The organism is Streptomyces sp. NPDC059866 (genome assembly GCF_042731325.1).
Lineage (GTDB): Bacteria > Actinomycetota > Actinomycetes > Streptomycetales > Streptomycetaceae > Streptomyces > Streptomyces flavusporus.
This window is the reverse complement of record NZ_JBHWJT010000025.1, coordinates 100,471-116,742: the sequence shown is the minus strand read 5'-3', so window position 1 is coordinate 116,742 and position 16,272 is coordinate 100,471. Positions and strand designations below refer to the sequence as shown.

Below are 16,272 nucleotides of genomic sequence, written 5' to 3'. Positions count from 1 at the left end.
TTCGGGCATTGAGTCGGTGTCGGACACGAACTCTTCCCGTGAACTGGGTGCGCGGGATAACGTGCCGGTGTTCCGGCCCCCTGCAAGGCTGTGACCTGGGCCCCTTCCCGACTTGGCGATTTACTTGGATTTCCAAGCAAAAACGCAGGTCAGGAGGGGTTACACAGAAATGTGGAGCACTGGGTAACGTGCCTCTTGCAGGGCGCTCGCCGGGGCACCTGTCACGCCTGTTCCCGGCCGAGTGGCACCCACCCCGTGCCCGAGGGTCGGAACAGGTGAGCCGCACTGGCCTACCGGCAACCCCGGGGGCCGGACCGACGGAGGAGCACACGTGACCGTGGAGAGCACTGCCCCGCGCAAGCCGCGACGCAGCGCCGGAAGCAAGGCCGGGTCCACCGGCGCCGAAGCAACCGACGCCACCGGCACCCAGCGCACCACCCGCACGACCGCCAAGAAGACCACCGCCAAGAAGGCCACGCCCGCCAAGCGGGCCGCCGTCGCCAGGAAGGCCACGGGCGCCGCGCAGACCGCCGGCCCCGAGCTGGTGCAGCTGCTGACGCCCGAGGGCGAGCGCGTCCAGAACGCCGAGTACGACGGCTACGTCGCCGACATCACCCCCGAAGAGCTGCGCGGCCTGTACCGCGACATGGTGCTCACCCGCCGCTTCGACGCCGAGGCCACCTCCCTGCAGCGCCAGGGCGAGCTGGGCCTGTGGGCCTCGCTGCTCGGCCAGGAGGCCGCCCAGATCGGCTCCGGCCGGGCCACCCGCGAGGACGACTACGTCTTCCCGACCTACCGCGAGCACGGCGTCGCCTGGTGCCGCGGTGTGGACCCGACCAACCTGCTCGGCATGTTCCGCGGCGTGAACAACGGCGGCTGGGACCCGAACGGCAACAACTTCCACCTCTACACGATCGTCATCGGCTCCCAGACGCTGCACGCCACCGGCTACGCGATGGGCATCGCCAAGGACGGCGCCGACTCGGCGGTCATCGCGTACTTCGGCGACGGCGCCTCCAGCCAGGGCGACGTCGCGGAGTCGTTCACGTTCTCCGCGGTCTACAACGCCCCCGTGGTGTTCTTCTGCCAGAACAACCAGTGGGCGATCTCCGAGCCGACCGAGAAGCAGACCCGCGTCCCGCTCTACCAGCGCGCGCAGGGCTACGGCTTCCCCGGCGTCCGCGTCGACGGCAACGACGTGCTGGCCTGCCTCGCCGTCACCAAGTGGGCGCTGGAGCGCGCCCGCAACGGCGAGGGCCCGACGCTGGTCGAGGCGTACACGTACCGGATGGGCGCCCACACCACCTCCGACGACCCCACCCGCTACCGGGGCGACGAGGAGCGGCAGTCGTGGGAGGCGAAGGACCCGATCCTGCGCCTTCGCCGCCACCTGGAGTCCTCAAACCACGCGGACGAGGGATTCTTCGCGGAACTCGAGGCGGAGAGCGAGGCGTTGGGCAGGCGAGTGCGCGAAGCGGTCCGTGCCATGCCGGACCCGGACCACTTCGCCATCTTCGAGAACGTGTACGCGGACGGGCATGCGCTCGTCGACGAGGAGCGAGCCCAGTTCGCCGCCTACCAGGCGTCGTTCGCGGACGTAGAGGGGGTCTGAACATGGCCGTGGAGAATGTGACATCCAAGAACATGGCCCTGGCCAAGGCGATCAACGAGTCGCTGCGCCGCGCCCTGGAGACCGACCCCAAGGTCGTCATCATGGGCGAGGACGTCGGCAAGCTCGGCGGTGTGTTCCGCGTGACCGACGGACTGCAGAAGGACTTCGGCGAGAGCCGCGTCATCGACACCCCCCTCGCCGAGTCGGGCATCGTCGGTACGGCGATCGGCCTGGCCCTGCGCGGCTACCGCCCGGTCGTGGAGATCCAGTTCGACGGCTTCGTCTTCCCGGCGTACGACCAGATCGTCACCCAGCTCGCGAAGATGCACGCCCGCTCGCTGGGCAAGGTCAAGCTCCCGGTCGTCGTCCGCATCCCCTACGGCGGCGGCATCGGCGCGGTCGAACACCACTCCGAGTCCCCGGAGGCGCTGTTCGCGCATGTGGCGGGCCTGAAGATCGTGTCGCCGTCCAACGCCTCGGACGCCTACTGGATGATGCAGCAGGCCATCCAGAGCGACGACCCGGTGATCTTCTTCGAGCCCAAGCGGCGCTACTGGGACAAGGCCGAGGTCAGCACGGAGGCGATCCCCGGCCCGCTGCACAAGGCACGGGTCGTCCGCGAGGGCACCGACCTCACTCTCGTTGCGTACGGCCCGATGGTGAAGCTCTGCCAGGAGGTCGCGGACGCGGCCGCCGAGGAGGGCCGCTCCCTGGAGGTGCTGGACCTGCGCTCGGTCTCCCCGCTCGACTTCGACTCGATCCAGGCCTCGGTGGAGAAGACCCGCCGCCTGGTGGTGGTCCATGAGGCGCCGGTGTTCTTCGGTTCCGGTGCGGAGATCGCCGCCCGGATCACGGAGCGCTGCTTCTACCACCTGGAGGCCCCGGTGCTCAGGGTCGGCGGCTACCACGCCCCCTATCCGCCGGCCCGCCTGGAGGAGGAGTACCTGCCCGGCCTGGACCGGGTGCTGGACGCCGTCGACCGCTCGCTGGCGTACTGAGGAGAGGGTCGTGACGACGATGACGGAAGCTTCCGTACGCGAGTTCAAGATGCCCGACGTGGGCGAGGGCCTGACCGAGGCCGAGATTCTCAAGTGGTACGTCCAGCCCGGCGACAAGGTCACCGACGGCCAGGTGGTGTGCGAGGTCGAGACCGCGAAGGCGGCCGTCGAACTCCCCATCCCCTACAACGGAGTCGTCCGCGAGCTGCACTTCCCCGAGGGCACGACGGTGGACGTCGGCACGTCGATCATCGCGGTGGACGTGAGCGGCGGGGCACCGGCACCGCAGGCGCCCGCCGAGCCGCAGCAGGCGCCGGCGCAGGAGGAGCCGAAGCCGGAGGGCCGCCAGCCGGTCCTCGTGGGGTACGGCGTGGCCACGTCCTCCACCAAGCGCCGCCCCCGCAAGGGACCCGAGGCCCCGGCCCAGCAGGCCTCGGCCGCGATCCAGTCCGAGCTGAACGGCCACGGGACGGCACAGACCGCCACCCCGGCCCCGCCGCCCACCGCGCCCCCGCAGCAGCGCCCCCTCGCCAAGCCGCCGGTGCGCAAGCTGGCCAAGGACCTCGGCATCGACCTCGCGACGGTCACCCCGACCGGCCCGGACGGCATCATCACCCGCGAGGACGTCCACGCGGCGGCCGCGCCGCCGAAGGCGCCCGAGCCGGTGACGCCGGCCCCGGTCGCGGCCCCGGCGCCGGTGGCCTCGTACGACACGACCCGCGAGACCCGCATCCCCGTCCGCGGCGTCCGCAAGGCCACCGCCGCCGCCATGGTCGGCTCGGCCTTCACCGCGCCGCACGTCACGGAGTTCGTGACGGTCGACGTGACGCGCACGATGAAGCTGGTCGAGGAGCTGAAGGAGGACAAGGAGTTCACGGGCCTGCGCGTGAACCCCCTGCTGCTCATCTCCAAGGCCCTCCTGGTCGCGATCAAGCGCAACCCGGACATCAACGCGTCCTGGGACGAGGCCAACCAGGAGATCGTGGTCAAGCGCTACGTCAACCTGGGCATCGCCGCGGCCACCCCGCGCGGTCTGATCGTCCCGAACATCAAGGACGCGCAGGACAAGACCCTGCCGCAACTCGCCGAGGCACTGGGCGAGCTGGTGTCGACGGCCCGCGAGGGCAAGACGTCCCCCTCGGCCATGCAGGGCGGCACGGTCACCATCACCAACGTCGGAGTCTTCGGCGTCGACACCGGTACGCCGATCCTCAACCCCGGCGAGTCCGCGATCCTCGCGGTCGGCGCGATCAAGCTCCAGCCGTGGGTCCACAAGGGCAAGGTGAAGCCACGTCAGGTGACGACACTGGCGCTCAGCTTCGACCACCGGTTGGTGGACGGGGAGTTGGGGTCGAAGGTCCTTGCGGACGTGGCGGCGATCCTGGAGCAGCCGAAGAGGCTGATCACCTGGGCCTGACGCGTCCGGTCCGCAGGCGCCAAGGGGCCCACTGCTTGTCAGCAGTGGGCCCCTACTGCGTACCGGTGTCCAGCCGGGGTCAGTCCCGCTGGGCCCCCGACGGCAGCGTGCGCAGCTGCATCGTGCTCGCTGTGCTGCTGCCGAAGGCGTAGTCCATCAGCTTCGCGGCGTCCGTGAAGCGGTACTGGTCGTTGAGGAGTACACCGATGACGGTCTTGCCGTCGCGGGTTCCGGCGAAGACGAGGCAGGGGCCGGCCGGGGTGTTGGTACCGGTCTTCACGCCGATCGCGCCGCTGTAGGAACCCAGCAGCTGGTTGGTGTTGTACCAGGTGTACGTGCGGGTGCCGCCGGTGCTCGTCGTGGCGTACTGCACGGTCTTCGTCTTCTTCACGATGCCCGAGAACGTCGAGAACGTCATCGCGCTGCGCGTGAGCTTGGCGAGGTCGCGCGGTGTCGTGTAGTTCGTGTTCTGCGTCGAGTTGCCGTCGAACGAGTCGAAGTGCGTGTTGGTCAGGCCCAGGGCCTCGGCCTTCTTGTTCATCTTGGCGATGAAGTTCTTGGTGCGGGCCGCGACCGTCGTGCCGGTGCCGAACTTGTCCGCGAGGGCCATCGCGGCGTCGCAGCCGGACGGCAGCATCATCGCGTGCAGCAGCTGGCGGACGGTGACCTTGTCGCCGGTCTTCAGGTCCGCGGTGCTCGCGCCCTTGGCGGCGACGTAGTCCCGGTAGGACTGCTTGATGGTGACCTTGGTGTCCAGGTTCACGTCCGGGATGGCCAGCACGACCCGAGCCGTCATGATCTTCGTGGTGCTCGCCATCGGCCGCTTGGTGTCGGCGTACTTGCTGTAGAGCGTGGAGCCCGTCGCACTGTTGAGCATGAACGCGCCCTTGGCGCTGACCGTGGGCGCGGTCGCCGCCTGGGCGGGTGCCGTCAGGGCGCCGCCCGCGACCAGCGCGCCGGTGGTGGCGACGACGGCTGCGGCTCTGCGGAAACGTACACCCTTGATGCCGGTTATCACTATGAACGCTCCGAGTGTGCGAAATGCCTGGTAAGGCATCTGCGATATGAGGGGGCAGGCTCTGGTGAGACTCGCCAGGAGCGTTCGGGGATGTACGGCCCGGCATAACGAAATCACCAAGAGGGCGAGGAACGTCCAAGGGGGCGGCCGCCGTCGAGCGGTCCGCCCCCTTGCCGGTGACCCGGTGAGCCGGTCGTCCTGGGTGTCAGCCCAGGCTGGTGAAGCCGTAGTTCATGAGCTTCTTCGCGTCCGTCTCGCGCTGGGCGATCGAGGAGGAGGCGAGCACCGTGCCGATGACCGTCTTGCCGTTGCGGGTGGCGGCGAAGACGAGACAGTACTTGGCCTCCGGGCCGGAACCGGTCTTCACGCCGATCGCACCGCTGTAGGTGCCGAGCAGACCGTTGGTGTTCTTCCACGGCGCCATGGTGCGGACGCTGCCGGTCTTGGTGATCGTCTTCGCCGTGTACTGCTTCGTCTTGACGATCGTGCGGAACGTGGAGCTCTTCATCGCGCTGGCGGCGAGTTTCGTCAGGTCGCGCGGCGTCGAGTAGTTCGCCCCGTTGCCGATGCCGTCGAAGGAGTCGAAGTGGGTGTTCGTCAGGCCGAGGTTCCTCGCGGTGGTGTTCATCTTGCCGATGAACGACTTCACGCGCGCGGCCCGCGTCGAGCCCGTGCCGAACTTGTCGGCGAGCGCATAGGCGGCGTCGCAGCCCGACGGCAGCATCAGGCCGTACAGCAGCTGGCGCACGGTGACCTTGTCGCCGACGATCAGCTTGGCGTTGGAGGCCCAGTTGTTGTCGACGATGTAGTCGCTGTAGGCCTTCTGGATCGTGACCTTGGCGTCGAGGTTGAGGTTCGGCTGCGAGAGCACGACCTTCGCGGTCATGATCTTGGTGGTGGAGCCGGTGGAGCGCCTGGTGTCCGCTGCCTTCGTGTACAGCGTCCTGCCGTTCGCGTTGTTCATGACGTAGCCGCCCTTGGCCACGATCGAGGGGGCGGCGGCGGCCTGCGCGGGCGCAGCGGAGAAGGCACCGGCCGCGAGCATGGCGCCGGTGGTCACGGCGACGGCAGTGGCTCTGCGGATACGGGTGCCCTGAATGCCTGTTTTCAAGTGAAGTACCCCGATTGCTTTGAATTCCTCTGATATGCGGCCGAATTGAGGTCAGGGGGCCCGAAGGCGTAAGGGGCCGCACATGTGTGACGCGTAAGTACCACAGAAGGTTGTGCGGCGGATGAGGCGGACCCCGTAACGTCCGCATGATGGACGGGACTCCATATGCGTACGTGATGTATCTATCCTGTGGGCATGTCTCTGGTCGTGAAGCAACCGCCCGCCGCCGACCGCGTCTACCACCACGTCAAACAGGGCGTCCTGGACCGCCGTTACGAGGGCGGAACCCTGCTGACCGAGGGCGAGCTGGCCGATGCCGTCGGGGTCTCCCGCACCCCGGTGCGCGAGGCACTGCTCCGGCTGGAGGTCGAGGGCCTGATCAAGCTGTATCCGAAGAAGGGCGCCCTCGTACTGCCCGTCTCCGCGCAGGAGATCGCGGACGTCGTCGAGACCCGGCTGCTGGTGGAGGAGCACGCGGCCCGCAAGGCCGTACCCGCACCGCCCGGCCTCATCGAGCGGCTCGAGGAACTGCTCGCACTGCAGAAGGAACAGGCCGCCGCCGGGGACCTGGCCGCCGCCGCCGTCACCGACCGCTGCTTCCACGCCGAGATCGTCCGCAGCGGCGGCAACGAGATCCTCTCCCGGCTCTACGACCAACTCCGCGACCGGCAGCTGAGGATGGGAGTCGCCGTCATGCACTCCCACCCCGACCGGATCGCCAAGACCCTCACCGAGCACGAGGAGATCCTGGACGCGCTGCGCTCGGGGGACGCCGAGGCGGCCGTCGGAATCGTCCACCGGCACGTCGGCTGGTTCTCGCACCTCGCCCGGGGTGAGGTCCGATGAGCGGGGCCGCCCTCCCGGGCGATCCGCCCGGCGGCCGGCGCGCCGTCGCCGTCTGGAGCACAGGCGTCGCCGTCTACTTCGTCGCCGTCATCTTCCGTACGTCCCTGGGGGTCGCCGGCCTCGACGCCGCCGACCGCTTCGACGTGGGCGCCTCCGCACTGTCGACGTTCTCGATCCTCCAGCTCCTCGTCTACGCCGGCATGCAGATACCCGTCGGCCTGCTGGTCGACCGGCTCGGCACCAAGAAGGTGCTGGGGATGGGCGTCGTGCTGTTCACGGCGGGCCAGCTGGGCTTCGCGTTCTCCCCCACGTACGGGATGGCCCTCGCGTCGCGGGCGCTGCTGGGCTGCGGCGACGCGATGACGTTCATCAGCGTGCTGCGGCTGGGCAGCCGGTGGTTCCCGGCCCGGCGCGGACCGCTGATCGCGCAGCTCGCCGGGCTGGTCGGCATGGCAGGCAACCTCGTCTCGACGCTCGTCCTCGCCCGGCTGCTGCACGGCATCGGCTGGACGGCCGCGTTCGCGGGCAGTGCGCTCGCCGGGGTCGTGGTCCTCGTCCTCCTGCTGCTGTTCCTGAAGGACCACCCCGAAGGACACGAGCCGGAGCCGGTACCGCATCAGGGAGCGGCGTACGTACGGCGGCAGATCGCCGCGTCCTGGCGGGAGCCGGGGACTCGGCTCGGGCTGTGGGTGCACTTCACGACCCAGTTCCCGGCCATGGTGTTCCTGCTGCTGTGGGGGCTGCCGTTCCTGGTCGAGGCGCAGGGGCTGTCCCGGGCCGCGGCCGGAGAGCTGCTGACCCTGGTCGTGCTGTCGAACATGGCGGTCGGACTGGTGTACGGCCAGATCATCGCCCGGCACCACGGGGCGCGGCTGCCGCTCGCGCTGGGCACCGTCGCGGCGACCTCGCTGCTGTGGGCGGCGACGCTCGGGTATCCCGGTGAGCACGCCCCGATGTGGCTGCTGATCGTGCTCTGCACGGTGCTCGGGGCGTGCGGGCCGGCCTCGATGATCGGGTTCGACTTCGCGCGGCCGGCGAATCCGGCGGAGCGTCAGGGGACGGCGTCCGGGATCACCAACATGGGTGGTTTCGTGGCCTCGATGACGACGCTGTTCGCGATCGGCGCGCTGCTCGACGCCACGGACGACGACTACACGGTCGCCTTCTCGTCCGTGTTCGTGCTCCAGGCGCTGGGCGTCACCCAGATCCTGCGCCTGCGCAGGCGAGCGGCCCGCCGGGAGCGGGAACGGCTGGTGGCGAGCCGGGTGGAGACGGTGCACGTGCCGGCGTGAGCTGACGTCTGCCAGTGGCCCGACTCGTCGCTCCTCCCACACCTCTCAGGGGGCCGCGCCTGCGGCCCTACGGCGTCACCGTGAAGTTCCGCAGGATCGCCGCCGTCAGGTCCGGGTCGCCCTCCGTCTTCACCCGGTCCGCGACCGCCTCCGGCGTCACCCGGCCGCAGGCCAGGCGGACGTACGTCTCCCAGTCGAGGGTGAGGGTGGCGGCGGGCCCGAGTGCGGGAGCCGTCTCCAGGGTGCCGCGCCCCTGGATGTCGACGCGGATCGTGCGCAGGAACTCGACGGGGCCGTGAACGTCGAAGACGATCGCCGAACTACGGGGAGCCCCCGCCTTGTTCGCGACGATGTCCGGGAGGGCGGCCAGCAGGACGTCACGGGTGACCTGCGCACCGGGGGAGTCGAGGTTGCCGGGCCGGCCGACGGCGACACGCAGGTCCTGCTCGTGCACCCACACGTTGAAGGCGTGGCCGCGCATGGCCTCCTCGAGGGTGAGCTCGGTGCCCAGCGGCCCGCGCACCTTCGTACCGGGGTCGCGCGACTCGTTGCGCAGCTGCCGGTTGCGGCGGATGACCGTGTACTCCAGCTCGGAGGTCATCTCGGGCGCCGTGTGGTGCCGGCGGACGTCGACCTGCATCTCCATGTAGCGCTGGTGGTCGTTCGTGACGTGGAACAGATCGCGCGGCAGCGTGTGGATGGGGCGCGGGTCGCCGAGCATCTCGCAGTCGAGGCCGATGACGTGCGAGACGACGTCACGCACGGACCAGCCCGGGCACGGGGTCCGCCGGTTCCAGTCGGCCTCCACAAGCGGCTGCACCAGCTCGGATATCGCTTCGATGGAGTGGGTCCAGGCGTCGGCGTAGGGCTGGAGGGTGGGATGCAGACTCACGGAACGGGACCCCTCGGCGGTCGGAACACGGGCAGGTTGTGGCGGCATTGCCAGTGGGAGGTGGCTGCGGTCGGCGGCGTCTCGGGACTCCCCCGGTTCTCGGCTGCGCTCGAACCGGGGGGACCCCCAAAGTTACGCTGCTGTGAGGCACCCCGGCAGTGCTTTCGTGTGACGATCGTAGGCCCGTGTGGACGGCTCGAATGCCAGGACGGTGGTAGTGTGCGCGCCTCTCTGCTCCAGATCTCCGTAAATGAGAGTGAATCGGTCGATTCGCGTCGGCGTCGGGTCGCCTCGCTCGTACGGGACCAGGCCGGTGCCGATCTCGTCGTGCTGCCGGAGCTGTGGACCACCGGGGCGTTCGCCTACGAGGGGTTCGCCCGGGAGGCCGAGCCGCTCGAGGGGCCGACGCACGAGGCCATGGCGAAGGCCGCGAGCGACGCGGGCGTGTGGCTGCACGCGGGCTCGATTCCGGAGCGGGGTGAATCCGACGGCACCCCGGCCGCGGGCGAGGGGCCGCTGTACAACACGTCGCTCGTCTTCTCTCCTTCCGGTGATCTGGTCGCCGCCTACCGCAAGATCCACCGCTTCGGCTTCGACAAGGGCGAGGCCGTGCTGATGGGGGCGGGCGACGAGCTGGTGACGGTCCGCATGCCGGGCGTGACGACGCTCGGTCTGGCGACCTGCTACGACCTCCGTTTCCCCGAACTCTTCCGTGGGCTCGTCGACGCCGGTGCCGAGACCTTTGTGATCCCGGCGGGCTGGCCGGAGCGCAGGCGCTCCCACTGGACGCTGCTGGCTCAGGCGCGGGCGGTGGAGAACCAGGCGTTCGTCCTCGCGTGTGGAACGGCCGGGACACATGCGGGAGTTCCGCAGGCCGGTCACTCGATCGTGGTGGATCCATGGGGAACGGTCCTGGCGGAGGCCGGCCGCGGCGAGGAGGTCCTCACCGTGGAGCTCGACCACGGCAAGGTGGCCCAGACCCGGGAGCAGTTCCCGGCCCTGAAGGACCGCGTACTGGGACTCGCGACGCCGCGCCCTCGCCGTTAGGCGTCCTCCCGTTCCTTCTCCGCCAGGTGGATCACGCACACCGTCACCGCGATCAGCAGCGCCGGATCCGCGTCGTCCCGGACGACGTCCACGCCGTACGTGTCCCGGACGTGCAGCCACCGCCGGGAGATGACGGCGAGCAGCTCGCCGTCGTACTCGACGGCGAACTCGCGGTCGGCGATCTTGCCGCTGACGTCGAGCTCCGTGCCGTCCACCAACGTCACCCGATAGTGGTTGCGCAGCAACGACAGCCGCTTCCGCCTGATCCGCGCGAGCGGCTCGCCGTCCCGCTCGATGAGCATCGTGTCCCGCAGGGCGAACATCTTCTGACGGATGTCGATCAGTACCTGACCCTGGGTGTCCTTCAGCTCGAAGGTGTCCCGCAGCCGGATCGCCTTGCCGTCGACGAGGAACACCTTGTTGCCGTGGTCGTCCTCGATCCAGTAGTCGTCACCGAAGGAGAGGATCCGGTCGCGTACGAGGAATCTCATGACAGGACCGGTTCCCCGCCGGCCGGCCCGAAACGCCGCCGGTAGGCCGACGGGCTCAGCGCGGTACGACGTTCGCGCCGGGGTGTTTGTCGGTGGCGGGTGGCACTCTTGATCCATGACCGATTCCTCCCCGGGCCCGACTCGCCGCCGCGCCCGTGTCCGTGCCCCCGAGCTGACCGGCAAGGGTGGCTGGCTGAACACCGGCGGGAAGCAGTACCGGCTCGCCGACCTGCGCGGACGTATCGTCATCCTTGATTTTTGGACATTTTGCTGCGTGAACTGCCTGCACGTCGTGGACGAGCTGCGGGAGCTGGAGGACAAACACCGGGACACGGTCGTGGTCATCGGGGTGCACTCGCCGAAGTTCGTGCACGAGGCGGAGCATCAGGCGGTGATCGACGCCGTCGAGCGGTACGGCGTCGAGCATCCCGTGCTCGACGACCCCGAGCTCGCGACCTGGAAGCAGTACGCGGTGCGCGCGTGGCCGACGCTGGCCGTGATCGACCCCGAGGGGTACGTCGTCGCGCAGCACTCCGGTGAGGGGCATGTGCACGCCATCGAGCAGTTGGTGACGGAGCTGGAGGCGGAGCACGCCGCGAAGGGCACGCTGCGGCGTGGGGACGGGCCGTACGTGGCGCCGGAGCCGGAGCCGACGGTGCTGCGGTTCCCCGGGAAGGCGCTGCTGCTGCCGAGCGGGAACTTCCTGGTCAGCGACACGACGCGGCATCAGCTCGTGGAGCTGGAGGCCGACGGCGAGTCCGTTGTACGGCGCATCGGGTCCGGCGTCCGCGGCCTCTCCGACGGCACGGCGGACACGGCCACCTTCAACGAGCCGCAGGGTCTCGCCCTCCTCGACGACGGCTCGGTCGTCGTCGCCGACACCGTGAACCACGTCCTCCGGCGGCTGGACCTCACGTCCGGTGAGGTCACGACCCTCGCGGGCACCGGCAGGCAGTGGATGCAGGGCGATGCCACGTCCGGCCCCGGCCGCGAGGTGAACCTCTCCTCCCCCTGGGACGTCGCCTGGTGGCAGGGCAAGGTCTGGATCGCCATGGCCGGCATCCACCAGCTGTGGACGTACGACCCCGCTGACGGCACCGTCTCCGTCGCCGCCGGCACCACCAACGAGGGACTGGTCGACGGCCCGGACACAGAGGCCTGGTTCGCGCAGCCGTCCGGCCTCGCGGCCACGCCCGACCGGCTGTGGCTCGCCGACTCCGAGACGTCGGCGCTGCGCTGGGTCGACCCCGACGGCACCGTCCACACCGCCGTCGGCACCGGCCTGTTCGACTTCGGTCACCGCGACGGCGCCGCCGAGCAGGCCCTGCTCCAGCACCCGTTGGGCGTGACCGCGCTCCCCGACGGCTCGGTGGCCGTCAGCGACACCTACAACCACGCCCTGCGCCGCTACGACCCCGCCGCCGGCGAAGTGACCACCCTGGCCACGGATCTGCGCGAACCGAGCGACGCCGTGCTGGTCGGCGACGACATCGTCGTAGTCGAGTCCGCCCGGCATCGGCTGACCCGCCTTCGCCTCCCCGAGGAGGCGGTCCGTGTCGAGGCGGTCGCGCACCACACGCAGCGCGCGGCCACCGAAGTCTCCCCCGGGCGCCTGCAGTTGGACGTGATCTTCCAGGCCCCGGCGGGCCAGAAGCTCGACACCCGGTACGGTCCCTCGACCCGCCTGCTGGTCTCGTCCACGCCTCCCGAGCTGCTGGTGGACGGTGAGGGCGCGGGGACCGATCTCTCCCGCGCCCTGGAGCTCGACCCCGCGGTCCCCGAGGGCGTCCTGCACGTCTCCGCGATGGCCGCGTCCTGCGACGACGACCCGGCGAACGAGTACCCCGCCTGCCATGTCCACCAGCAGGACTGGGGCGTCCCGGTCCGTGTCACCGAGGGGGGAACGGACCGTCTGCCGCTGGTCCTGGCCGGCCTGGACGCCTGACCCTGCGGGGCCCTGCGGGGCTCACACCCCGTACCCGTCGCTGTACCCGTCCCGCCGATGGTGGTGCCGTTCCTCCACGACCGGTGTCGCGGGTGGCACCACCACTCGCCTGCGCCGGGCGATGCTGCTGAAGGTCGTCACGCCGATCAGGCCCACGATCATCAGGATCACGCCGACCAGGTCGAGGTTGACCCCCTGCATGTCCCAGTCGGTAGCGAACGTGAGGATGGCTCCCACGGCGATGAGGATGATGCACCCGCCGAGGCCCATGAGTTGTCGCCTCCCTGTCCGGTCCAGTCGTTCCGGTCGGGGGCGGGTACCCGGCCCGACGGGCGTTACCCCTCCAGGAAGGCCACCAGCGCGTTGGCGAGGAGGAACGGATCATCCACCCCGCACAGTTCGCGCGCGCTGTGCATCGACAGGATCGCCACCCCGATGTCCACCGTCCTGATGCCATGCCGCGCCGCTGTGATCGGGCCGATCGTCGTGCCGCAGGGCATAGAGTTGTTGGAGACGAAGGACTGGAACGGGACGTTCGCCTTCTCGCAGGCCGCCGCCCAGACCGCACGGCCCGAACCGTCGGTCGCATAGCGGTTGTTGACGTTGACCTTCAGGATCGGCCCGCCGTTGACGCGCGGGTGGTGCGTCGGGTCGTGGCGCTCCGCGTAGTTGGGGTGGACCGCGTGGCCCGTGTCGGAGGACAGGCAGACCGTTCCCGCAAATGCCCTCGCCCGGTCCTCGTACGATCCTCCTCGCGCGAACACCGAACGCTCCAGCACGCCGCCGAGCAGCGGCCCGTCCGCGCCGGTGTCCGACTGGGAGCCGTTCTCCTCGTGGTCGAAGGCGGCGAGGACCGGGATGTACGGCAGCCCCTCACCGCCGGTGGCCACCGCGGTCAGTGCCGCGGCGCCCGCGTGCACCGACAGCAGGTTGTCCATGCGCGGGCCCGCCACCAGCTCCTTGTCCCGGCCCAGGTACGCCGGCGGCTCCACGGAGTGCACCATCAGGTCCCAGCCGGTGACCTCGCCCGCCGGGATCCCGGACTCGGACTCCAGGAAGGCGATGAGGTCGCCGTCGCGGACGTCGTCGCCGAGGCCCCAGATCGGCTGGAGGTGGCGCTGCTTGTCGAGCTTGAGGCCCTCCGACGACACCGAGCGGTCCAGGTGGATCGCGAGCTGGGGGACGCGCAGCAGCGGGCGGTCGATGTTCACCAGGCGGGTCGTGCCGTCGCGCAGGGTGAGGCGGCCGGCCAGGCCCAGGTCGCGGTCCAGCCAGGAGTTCAGGAGCGGGCCGCCGTAGATCTCGACCGCCACCTGCCGCCAGCCGTGCGCCCCCGTGTCGGGCAGCGGCTTGACCCGCAGGTTGGGCGAGTCGGTGTGCGCGCCGACGATGCGGAACGGCGTGTGCGGGGCCGCGCCCTCGGGGACGTACCACGCCACGATCGCGCCACCGCGCAGCACGAACCTGCCGCCGCACGTCCCGTCCCAGGCGTCCGTCTCCGAGACCTGCCGGAAGCCGGCCTTCTCCAGCCGCTCGGCGGTGTTCGCCACGGCGTGGTACGGCGAGGGGCTCGCCGCCAGGAAGGACATCAGGTCGTCGGTGTGACCGCGGTCGAAGCGGAAAGGTTCGCTCATGGGTTCACCTTAACGACGTACGAGGGCCCGCTCCCGGCAAAGGGGAGCGGGCCCTCGTGAGGAGGGTGTGGACGGCGACTAGAACGCGGCCTCGTCCAGCTCCATCAGGTCCAGGTCGACGTTCTCCGACAGCTTGCGGGCCAGCGTCACGCCGGGCAGCACGGTGGCCGCGAAGAACTTCGCCGCCGCGATCTTGCCGGTGTAGAACGTCTTGTCCTTGGCGGAGGCCGACGGAAGCTTCTCGGCGGCGACCGCGGCGCCCTTCAGCAGCAGGTAGCCGACGATCACGTCACCGGAGGCCATCAGCAGGCGGGTGGTGTTCAGGCCCACCTTGTAGATGTTCTTGACGTCCTGCTCGGTGGCGGCGAGGTCGGTCAGCATCAGGCCGACGATCGCCTCCAGCTCGACGGCCGCCTTGGCCAGCTGCTCGCGGGCCGCGGACAGCTCCTCGCCGCCGGTGCCGACGGCCAGGAACTTCTTGATGTCCTCGGCGAGGGAGTTCAGCGCGGCGCCCTGGTTGCGGACGATCTTCCGGAAGAAGAAGTCCTGGCCCTGGATGGCCGTGGTGCCCTCGTACAGGGTGTCGATCTTGGAGTCGCGGATGTACTGCTCGATCGGGTACTCCTGCAGGAAGCCGGAGCCGCCGAAGGTCTGCAGCGACTGGGCGAGCTGCTCGTAGCCCTTCTCGGAGCCGTAGCCCTTGACGATCGGCAGGAGGAGGTCGTTGAGCGCGTGCTCCGTCGACGCGTCCTCGCCCGCCGCCTCCTTGACCGCGATCGCGTCCTGGACGGAGGCCGTGTAGAGGACGAGGGCGCGCATGCCCTCGGCGTACGCCTTCTGCGTCATCAGCGAGCGGCGCACGTCGGGGTGGTGCGTGATGGTGACCTTGGGCGCGGTCTTGTCCATGAAGTTCGCCAGGTCGGGGCCCTGGACGCGCTCCTTGGCGTACTCGAGGGCGTTGAGGTAGCCCGTCGAGAGCGTGGAGATCGCCTTCGTGCCGACCATCATGCGGGCGAACTCGATGATGCGGAACATCTGGCGGATGCCGTCGTGCTTGTCGCCGATCAGCCAGCCCTTGGCGGGGTGCTGGTCGCCGAAGGTCATCTCGCAGGTGTTGGAGGCCTTCAGGCCCATCTTGTGCTCGACGTTGGTGGCGTAGACGCCGTTGCGCTCGCCCAGCTCGCCGGTCTCGAAGTCGAAGAGGTACTTCGGGACGAGGAAGAGGGACAGGCCCTTGGTGCCCGGACCGGCACCTTCCGGCCGCGCGAGCACGTAGTGGAGGATGTTCTCCGACATGTCGTGCTCACCGGACGTGATGAAGCGCTTCACGCCCTCGATGTGCCAGGAGCCGTCCTCCTGCTGGACCGCCTTGGTGCGCCCGGCGCCCACGTCGGAACCCGCGTCGGGCTCGGTGAGGACCATCGTCGAGCCCCACTGCTTCTCGACGGCGATCTGCGCGATCTGCTTCTGGACCTCGTTGCCCTCGTCGAAGAGGATCCCGGCGAAGGCCGGGCCCGAGGAGTACATCCACACGGCCGGGTTGGCGCCCAGGATCAGCTCCGCGTACGACCAGATCAGCGACGGGGGAGCCGTCGTACCGCCGATGGCCTCGGGCAGGCCGAGGCGCCAGTACTCGGAGTCCATGAAGGCCTGGTAGCTCTTCTTGAACGTCTCCGGGACCGGAGCGGTGTTGGTCTCCGGGTCGAAGACCGGCGGGTTGCGGTCGGCGTCCGCGAAGGACTCGGCCAGCTCGTTCTCCGCGAGCCGGGTGAGCTCGTCGAGGATGCTCTTGGCGGTGTCGACGTCCATCTCCTCGAACGGGCCGGTGCCGTACAGCTTGTCGCGCCCGAGTACTTCGAAGAGGTTGAACTCGATGTCGCGGAGATTCGACTTGTAGTGCCCCATGGCGACAGCTCCGTAGAGAGATCGGCGAGGCACTGGATCCTCGCGCTAGTTCACGTACCAACAA

The 16,272-nt window shown here is 69.6% G+C and carries 14 protein-coding genes; 7 read left to right on the top strand and 7 right to left on the bottom strand.

Going from position 1 to position 16,272, the window contains the following annotated elements; genetic code table 11:
- Nucleotides 1-331 precede the first annotated feature (331 nt).
- The 3 genes from pdhA to ACFV7R_RS33435 are packed head-to-tail and all read left to right on the top strand — an operon-like array spanning nt 332 to nt 4,027.
- Nucleotides 332-1,612: a pyruvate dehydrogenase (acetyl-transferring) E1 component subunit alpha gene (gene pdhA / locus ACFV7R_RS33445; protein WP_385270171.1), complete on the top strand. Its 1,281-nt coding sequence runs from the start codon at nt 332-334 to the stop codon at nt 1,610-1,612.
- Between the two features lie 2 nt (nt 1,613-1,614).
- Entirely contained in the window at nt 1,615-2,610 is a 996-nt protein-coding gene (locus ACFV7R_RS33440; protein ID WP_385270169.1) for an alpha-ketoacid dehydrogenase subunit beta, read from the top strand.
- Between the two features lie 10 nt (nt 2,611-2,620).
- A complete protein-coding gene (locus ACFV7R_RS33435; RefSeq protein WP_385270167.1) occupies nt 2,621-4,027 on the top strand; it encodes a dihydrolipoamide acetyltransferase family protein in 1,407 nt (468 codons plus the stop codon).
- 79 nt (nt 4,028-4,106) lie between these two features.
- Here the strand turns inward: ACFV7R_RS33435 and ACFV7R_RS33430 are convergent, their stop codons facing one another.
- Together ACFV7R_RS33430 and ACFV7R_RS33425 are read right to left on the bottom strand one after the other, a co-directional pair.
- Nucleotides 4,107-5,084, bottom strand: coding sequence for a D-alanyl-D-alanine carboxypeptidase family protein (locus ACFV7R_RS33430; protein WP_385270165.1), 978 nt, complete (start codon nt 5,082-5,084; stop codon nt 4,107-4,109).
- Between the two features lie 166 nt (nt 5,085-5,250).
- A complete protein-coding gene (locus ACFV7R_RS33425; protein ID WP_385270163.1) occupies nt 5,251-6,156 on the bottom strand; it encodes a D-alanyl-D-alanine carboxypeptidase family protein in 906 nt (301 codons plus the stop codon).
- Nucleotides 6,157-6,351: 195 nt separating this feature from the next.
- On the opposite strand from ACFV7R_RS33425, the gene ACFV7R_RS33420 reads away from it, so the two are divergent.
- Together ACFV7R_RS33420 and ACFV7R_RS33415 are read left to right on the top strand one after the other, a co-directional pair.
- Nucleotides 6,352-7,002, top strand: coding sequence for a GntR family transcriptional regulator (locus ACFV7R_RS33420; RefSeq protein WP_385270161.1), 651 nt, complete (start codon nt 6,352-6,354; stop codon nt 7,000-7,002).
- Entirely contained in the window at nt 6,999-8,294 is a 1,296-nt protein-coding gene (locus tag ACFV7R_RS33415) for a nitrate/nitrite transporter (RefSeq protein WP_385270159.1), read from the top strand. The genes ACFV7R_RS33420 and ACFV7R_RS33415 overlap by 4 nt, the downstream gene beginning before the upstream one ends.
- Nucleotides 8,295-8,361: 67 nt before the next feature.
- On the opposite strand, the gene ACFV7R_RS33410 is transcribed toward ACFV7R_RS33415, so the two are convergent.
- The gene (locus ACFV7R_RS33410; RefSeq protein WP_385270157.1) at nt 8,362-9,186 is read right to left on the bottom strand and encodes a maleylpyruvate isomerase family mycothiol-dependent enzyme; all 825 of its coding nucleotides are present in this window, start codon (nt 9,184-9,186) and stop codon (nt 8,362-8,364) included.
- A gap of 219 nt (nt 9,187-9,405) precedes the next feature.
- Here ACFV7R_RS33410 and ACFV7R_RS33405 point away from each other — a divergent pair, with 219 nt between their 5' ends.
- A complete protein-coding gene (locus ACFV7R_RS33405; RefSeq protein ID WP_385270155.1) occupies nt 9,406-10,233 on the top strand; it encodes a carbon-nitrogen family hydrolase in 828 nt (275 codons plus the stop codon).
- Here ACFV7R_RS33405 and ACFV7R_RS33400 read toward each other — a convergent pair.
- Complete coding sequence (locus ACFV7R_RS33400; RefSeq protein ID WP_385270153.1) at nt 10,230-10,724, bottom strand: LURP-one-related/scramblase family protein; 495 nt, start codon at nt 10,722-10,724, stop codon at nt 10,230-10,232. The two genes, ACFV7R_RS33405 and ACFV7R_RS33400, sit on opposite strands and share 4 nt — an antisense overlap.
- Nucleotides 10,725-10,839: 115 nt before the next feature.
- Here ACFV7R_RS33400 and ACFV7R_RS33395 point away from each other — a divergent pair, with 115 nt between their 5' ends.
- Nucleotides 10,840-12,669, top strand: coding sequence for an NHL domain-containing thioredoxin family protein (locus ACFV7R_RS33395; protein WP_385270151.1), 1,830 nt, complete (start codon nt 10,840-10,842; stop codon nt 12,667-12,669).
- Between the two features lie 21 nt (nt 12,670-12,690).
- Here the strand turns inward: ACFV7R_RS33395 and ACFV7R_RS33390 are convergent, their stop codons facing one another.
- The 3 genes from ACFV7R_RS33390 to ACFV7R_RS33380 form a co-directional block, all read right to left on the bottom strand.
- Complete coding sequence (locus ACFV7R_RS33390; protein ID WP_129798910.1) at nt 12,691-12,939, bottom strand: DUF6458 family protein; 249 nt, start codon at nt 12,937-12,939, stop codon at nt 12,691-12,693.
- Between the two features lie 65 nt (nt 12,940-13,004).
- On the bottom strand, nt 13,005-14,303 hold the full coding sequence (locus tag ACFV7R_RS33385) for a M18 family aminopeptidase (RefSeq protein ID WP_385270149.1): 1,299 nt from the start codon (nt 14,301-14,303) through the stop codon (nt 13,005-13,007).
- Between the two features lie 78 nt (nt 14,304-14,381).
- Entirely contained in the window at nt 14,382-16,208 is a 1,827-nt protein-coding gene (locus ACFV7R_RS33380) for an acyl-CoA dehydrogenase (RefSeq protein ID WP_385270147.1), read from the bottom strand.
- Nucleotides 16,209-16,272 lie beyond the last annotated feature (64 nt).

Excerpts from the sequence above, each read along its gene's own strand:
- ACFV7R_RS33440 (WP_385270169.1), top strand. The coding sequence starts at position 1,615 with ATGGCCGTGGAGAATGTGACATCCAAGAACATGGCCCTGGCCAAGGCG.
- ACFV7R_RS33430 (WP_385270165.1), bottom strand. The coding sequence starts at position 5,084 with ATGCCTTACCAGGCATTTCGCACACTCGGAGCGTTCATAGTGATAACC.
- ACFV7R_RS33420 (WP_385270161.1), top strand. The coding sequence starts at position 6,352 with ATGTCTCTGGTCGTGAAGCAACCGCCCGCCGCCGACCGCGTCTACCAC.
- ACFV7R_RS33415 (WP_385270159.1), top strand. The coding sequence starts at position 6,999 with ATGAGCGGGGCCGCCCTCCCGGGCGATCCGCCCGGCGGCCGGCGCGCC.
- ACFV7R_RS33400 (WP_385270153.1), bottom strand. The coding sequence starts at position 10,724 with ATGAGATTCCTCGTACGCGACCGGATCCTCTCCTTCGGTGACGACTAC.
- ACFV7R_RS33395 (WP_385270151.1), top strand. The coding sequence starts at position 10,840 with ATGACCGATTCCTCCCCGGGCCCGACTCGCCGCCGCGCCCGTGTCCGT.
- ACFV7R_RS33390 (WP_129798910.1), bottom strand. The coding sequence starts at position 12,939 with ATGGGCCTCGGCGGGTGCATCATCCTCATCGCCGTGGGAGCCATCCTC.
- ACFV7R_RS33385 (WP_385270149.1), bottom strand. The coding sequence starts at position 14,303 with ATGAGCGAACCTTTCCGCTTCGACCGCGGTCACACCGACGACCTGATG.
- ACFV7R_RS33380 (WP_385270147.1), bottom strand. The coding sequence starts at position 16,208 with ATGGGGCACTACAAGTCGAATCTCCGCGACATCGAGTTCAACCTCTTC.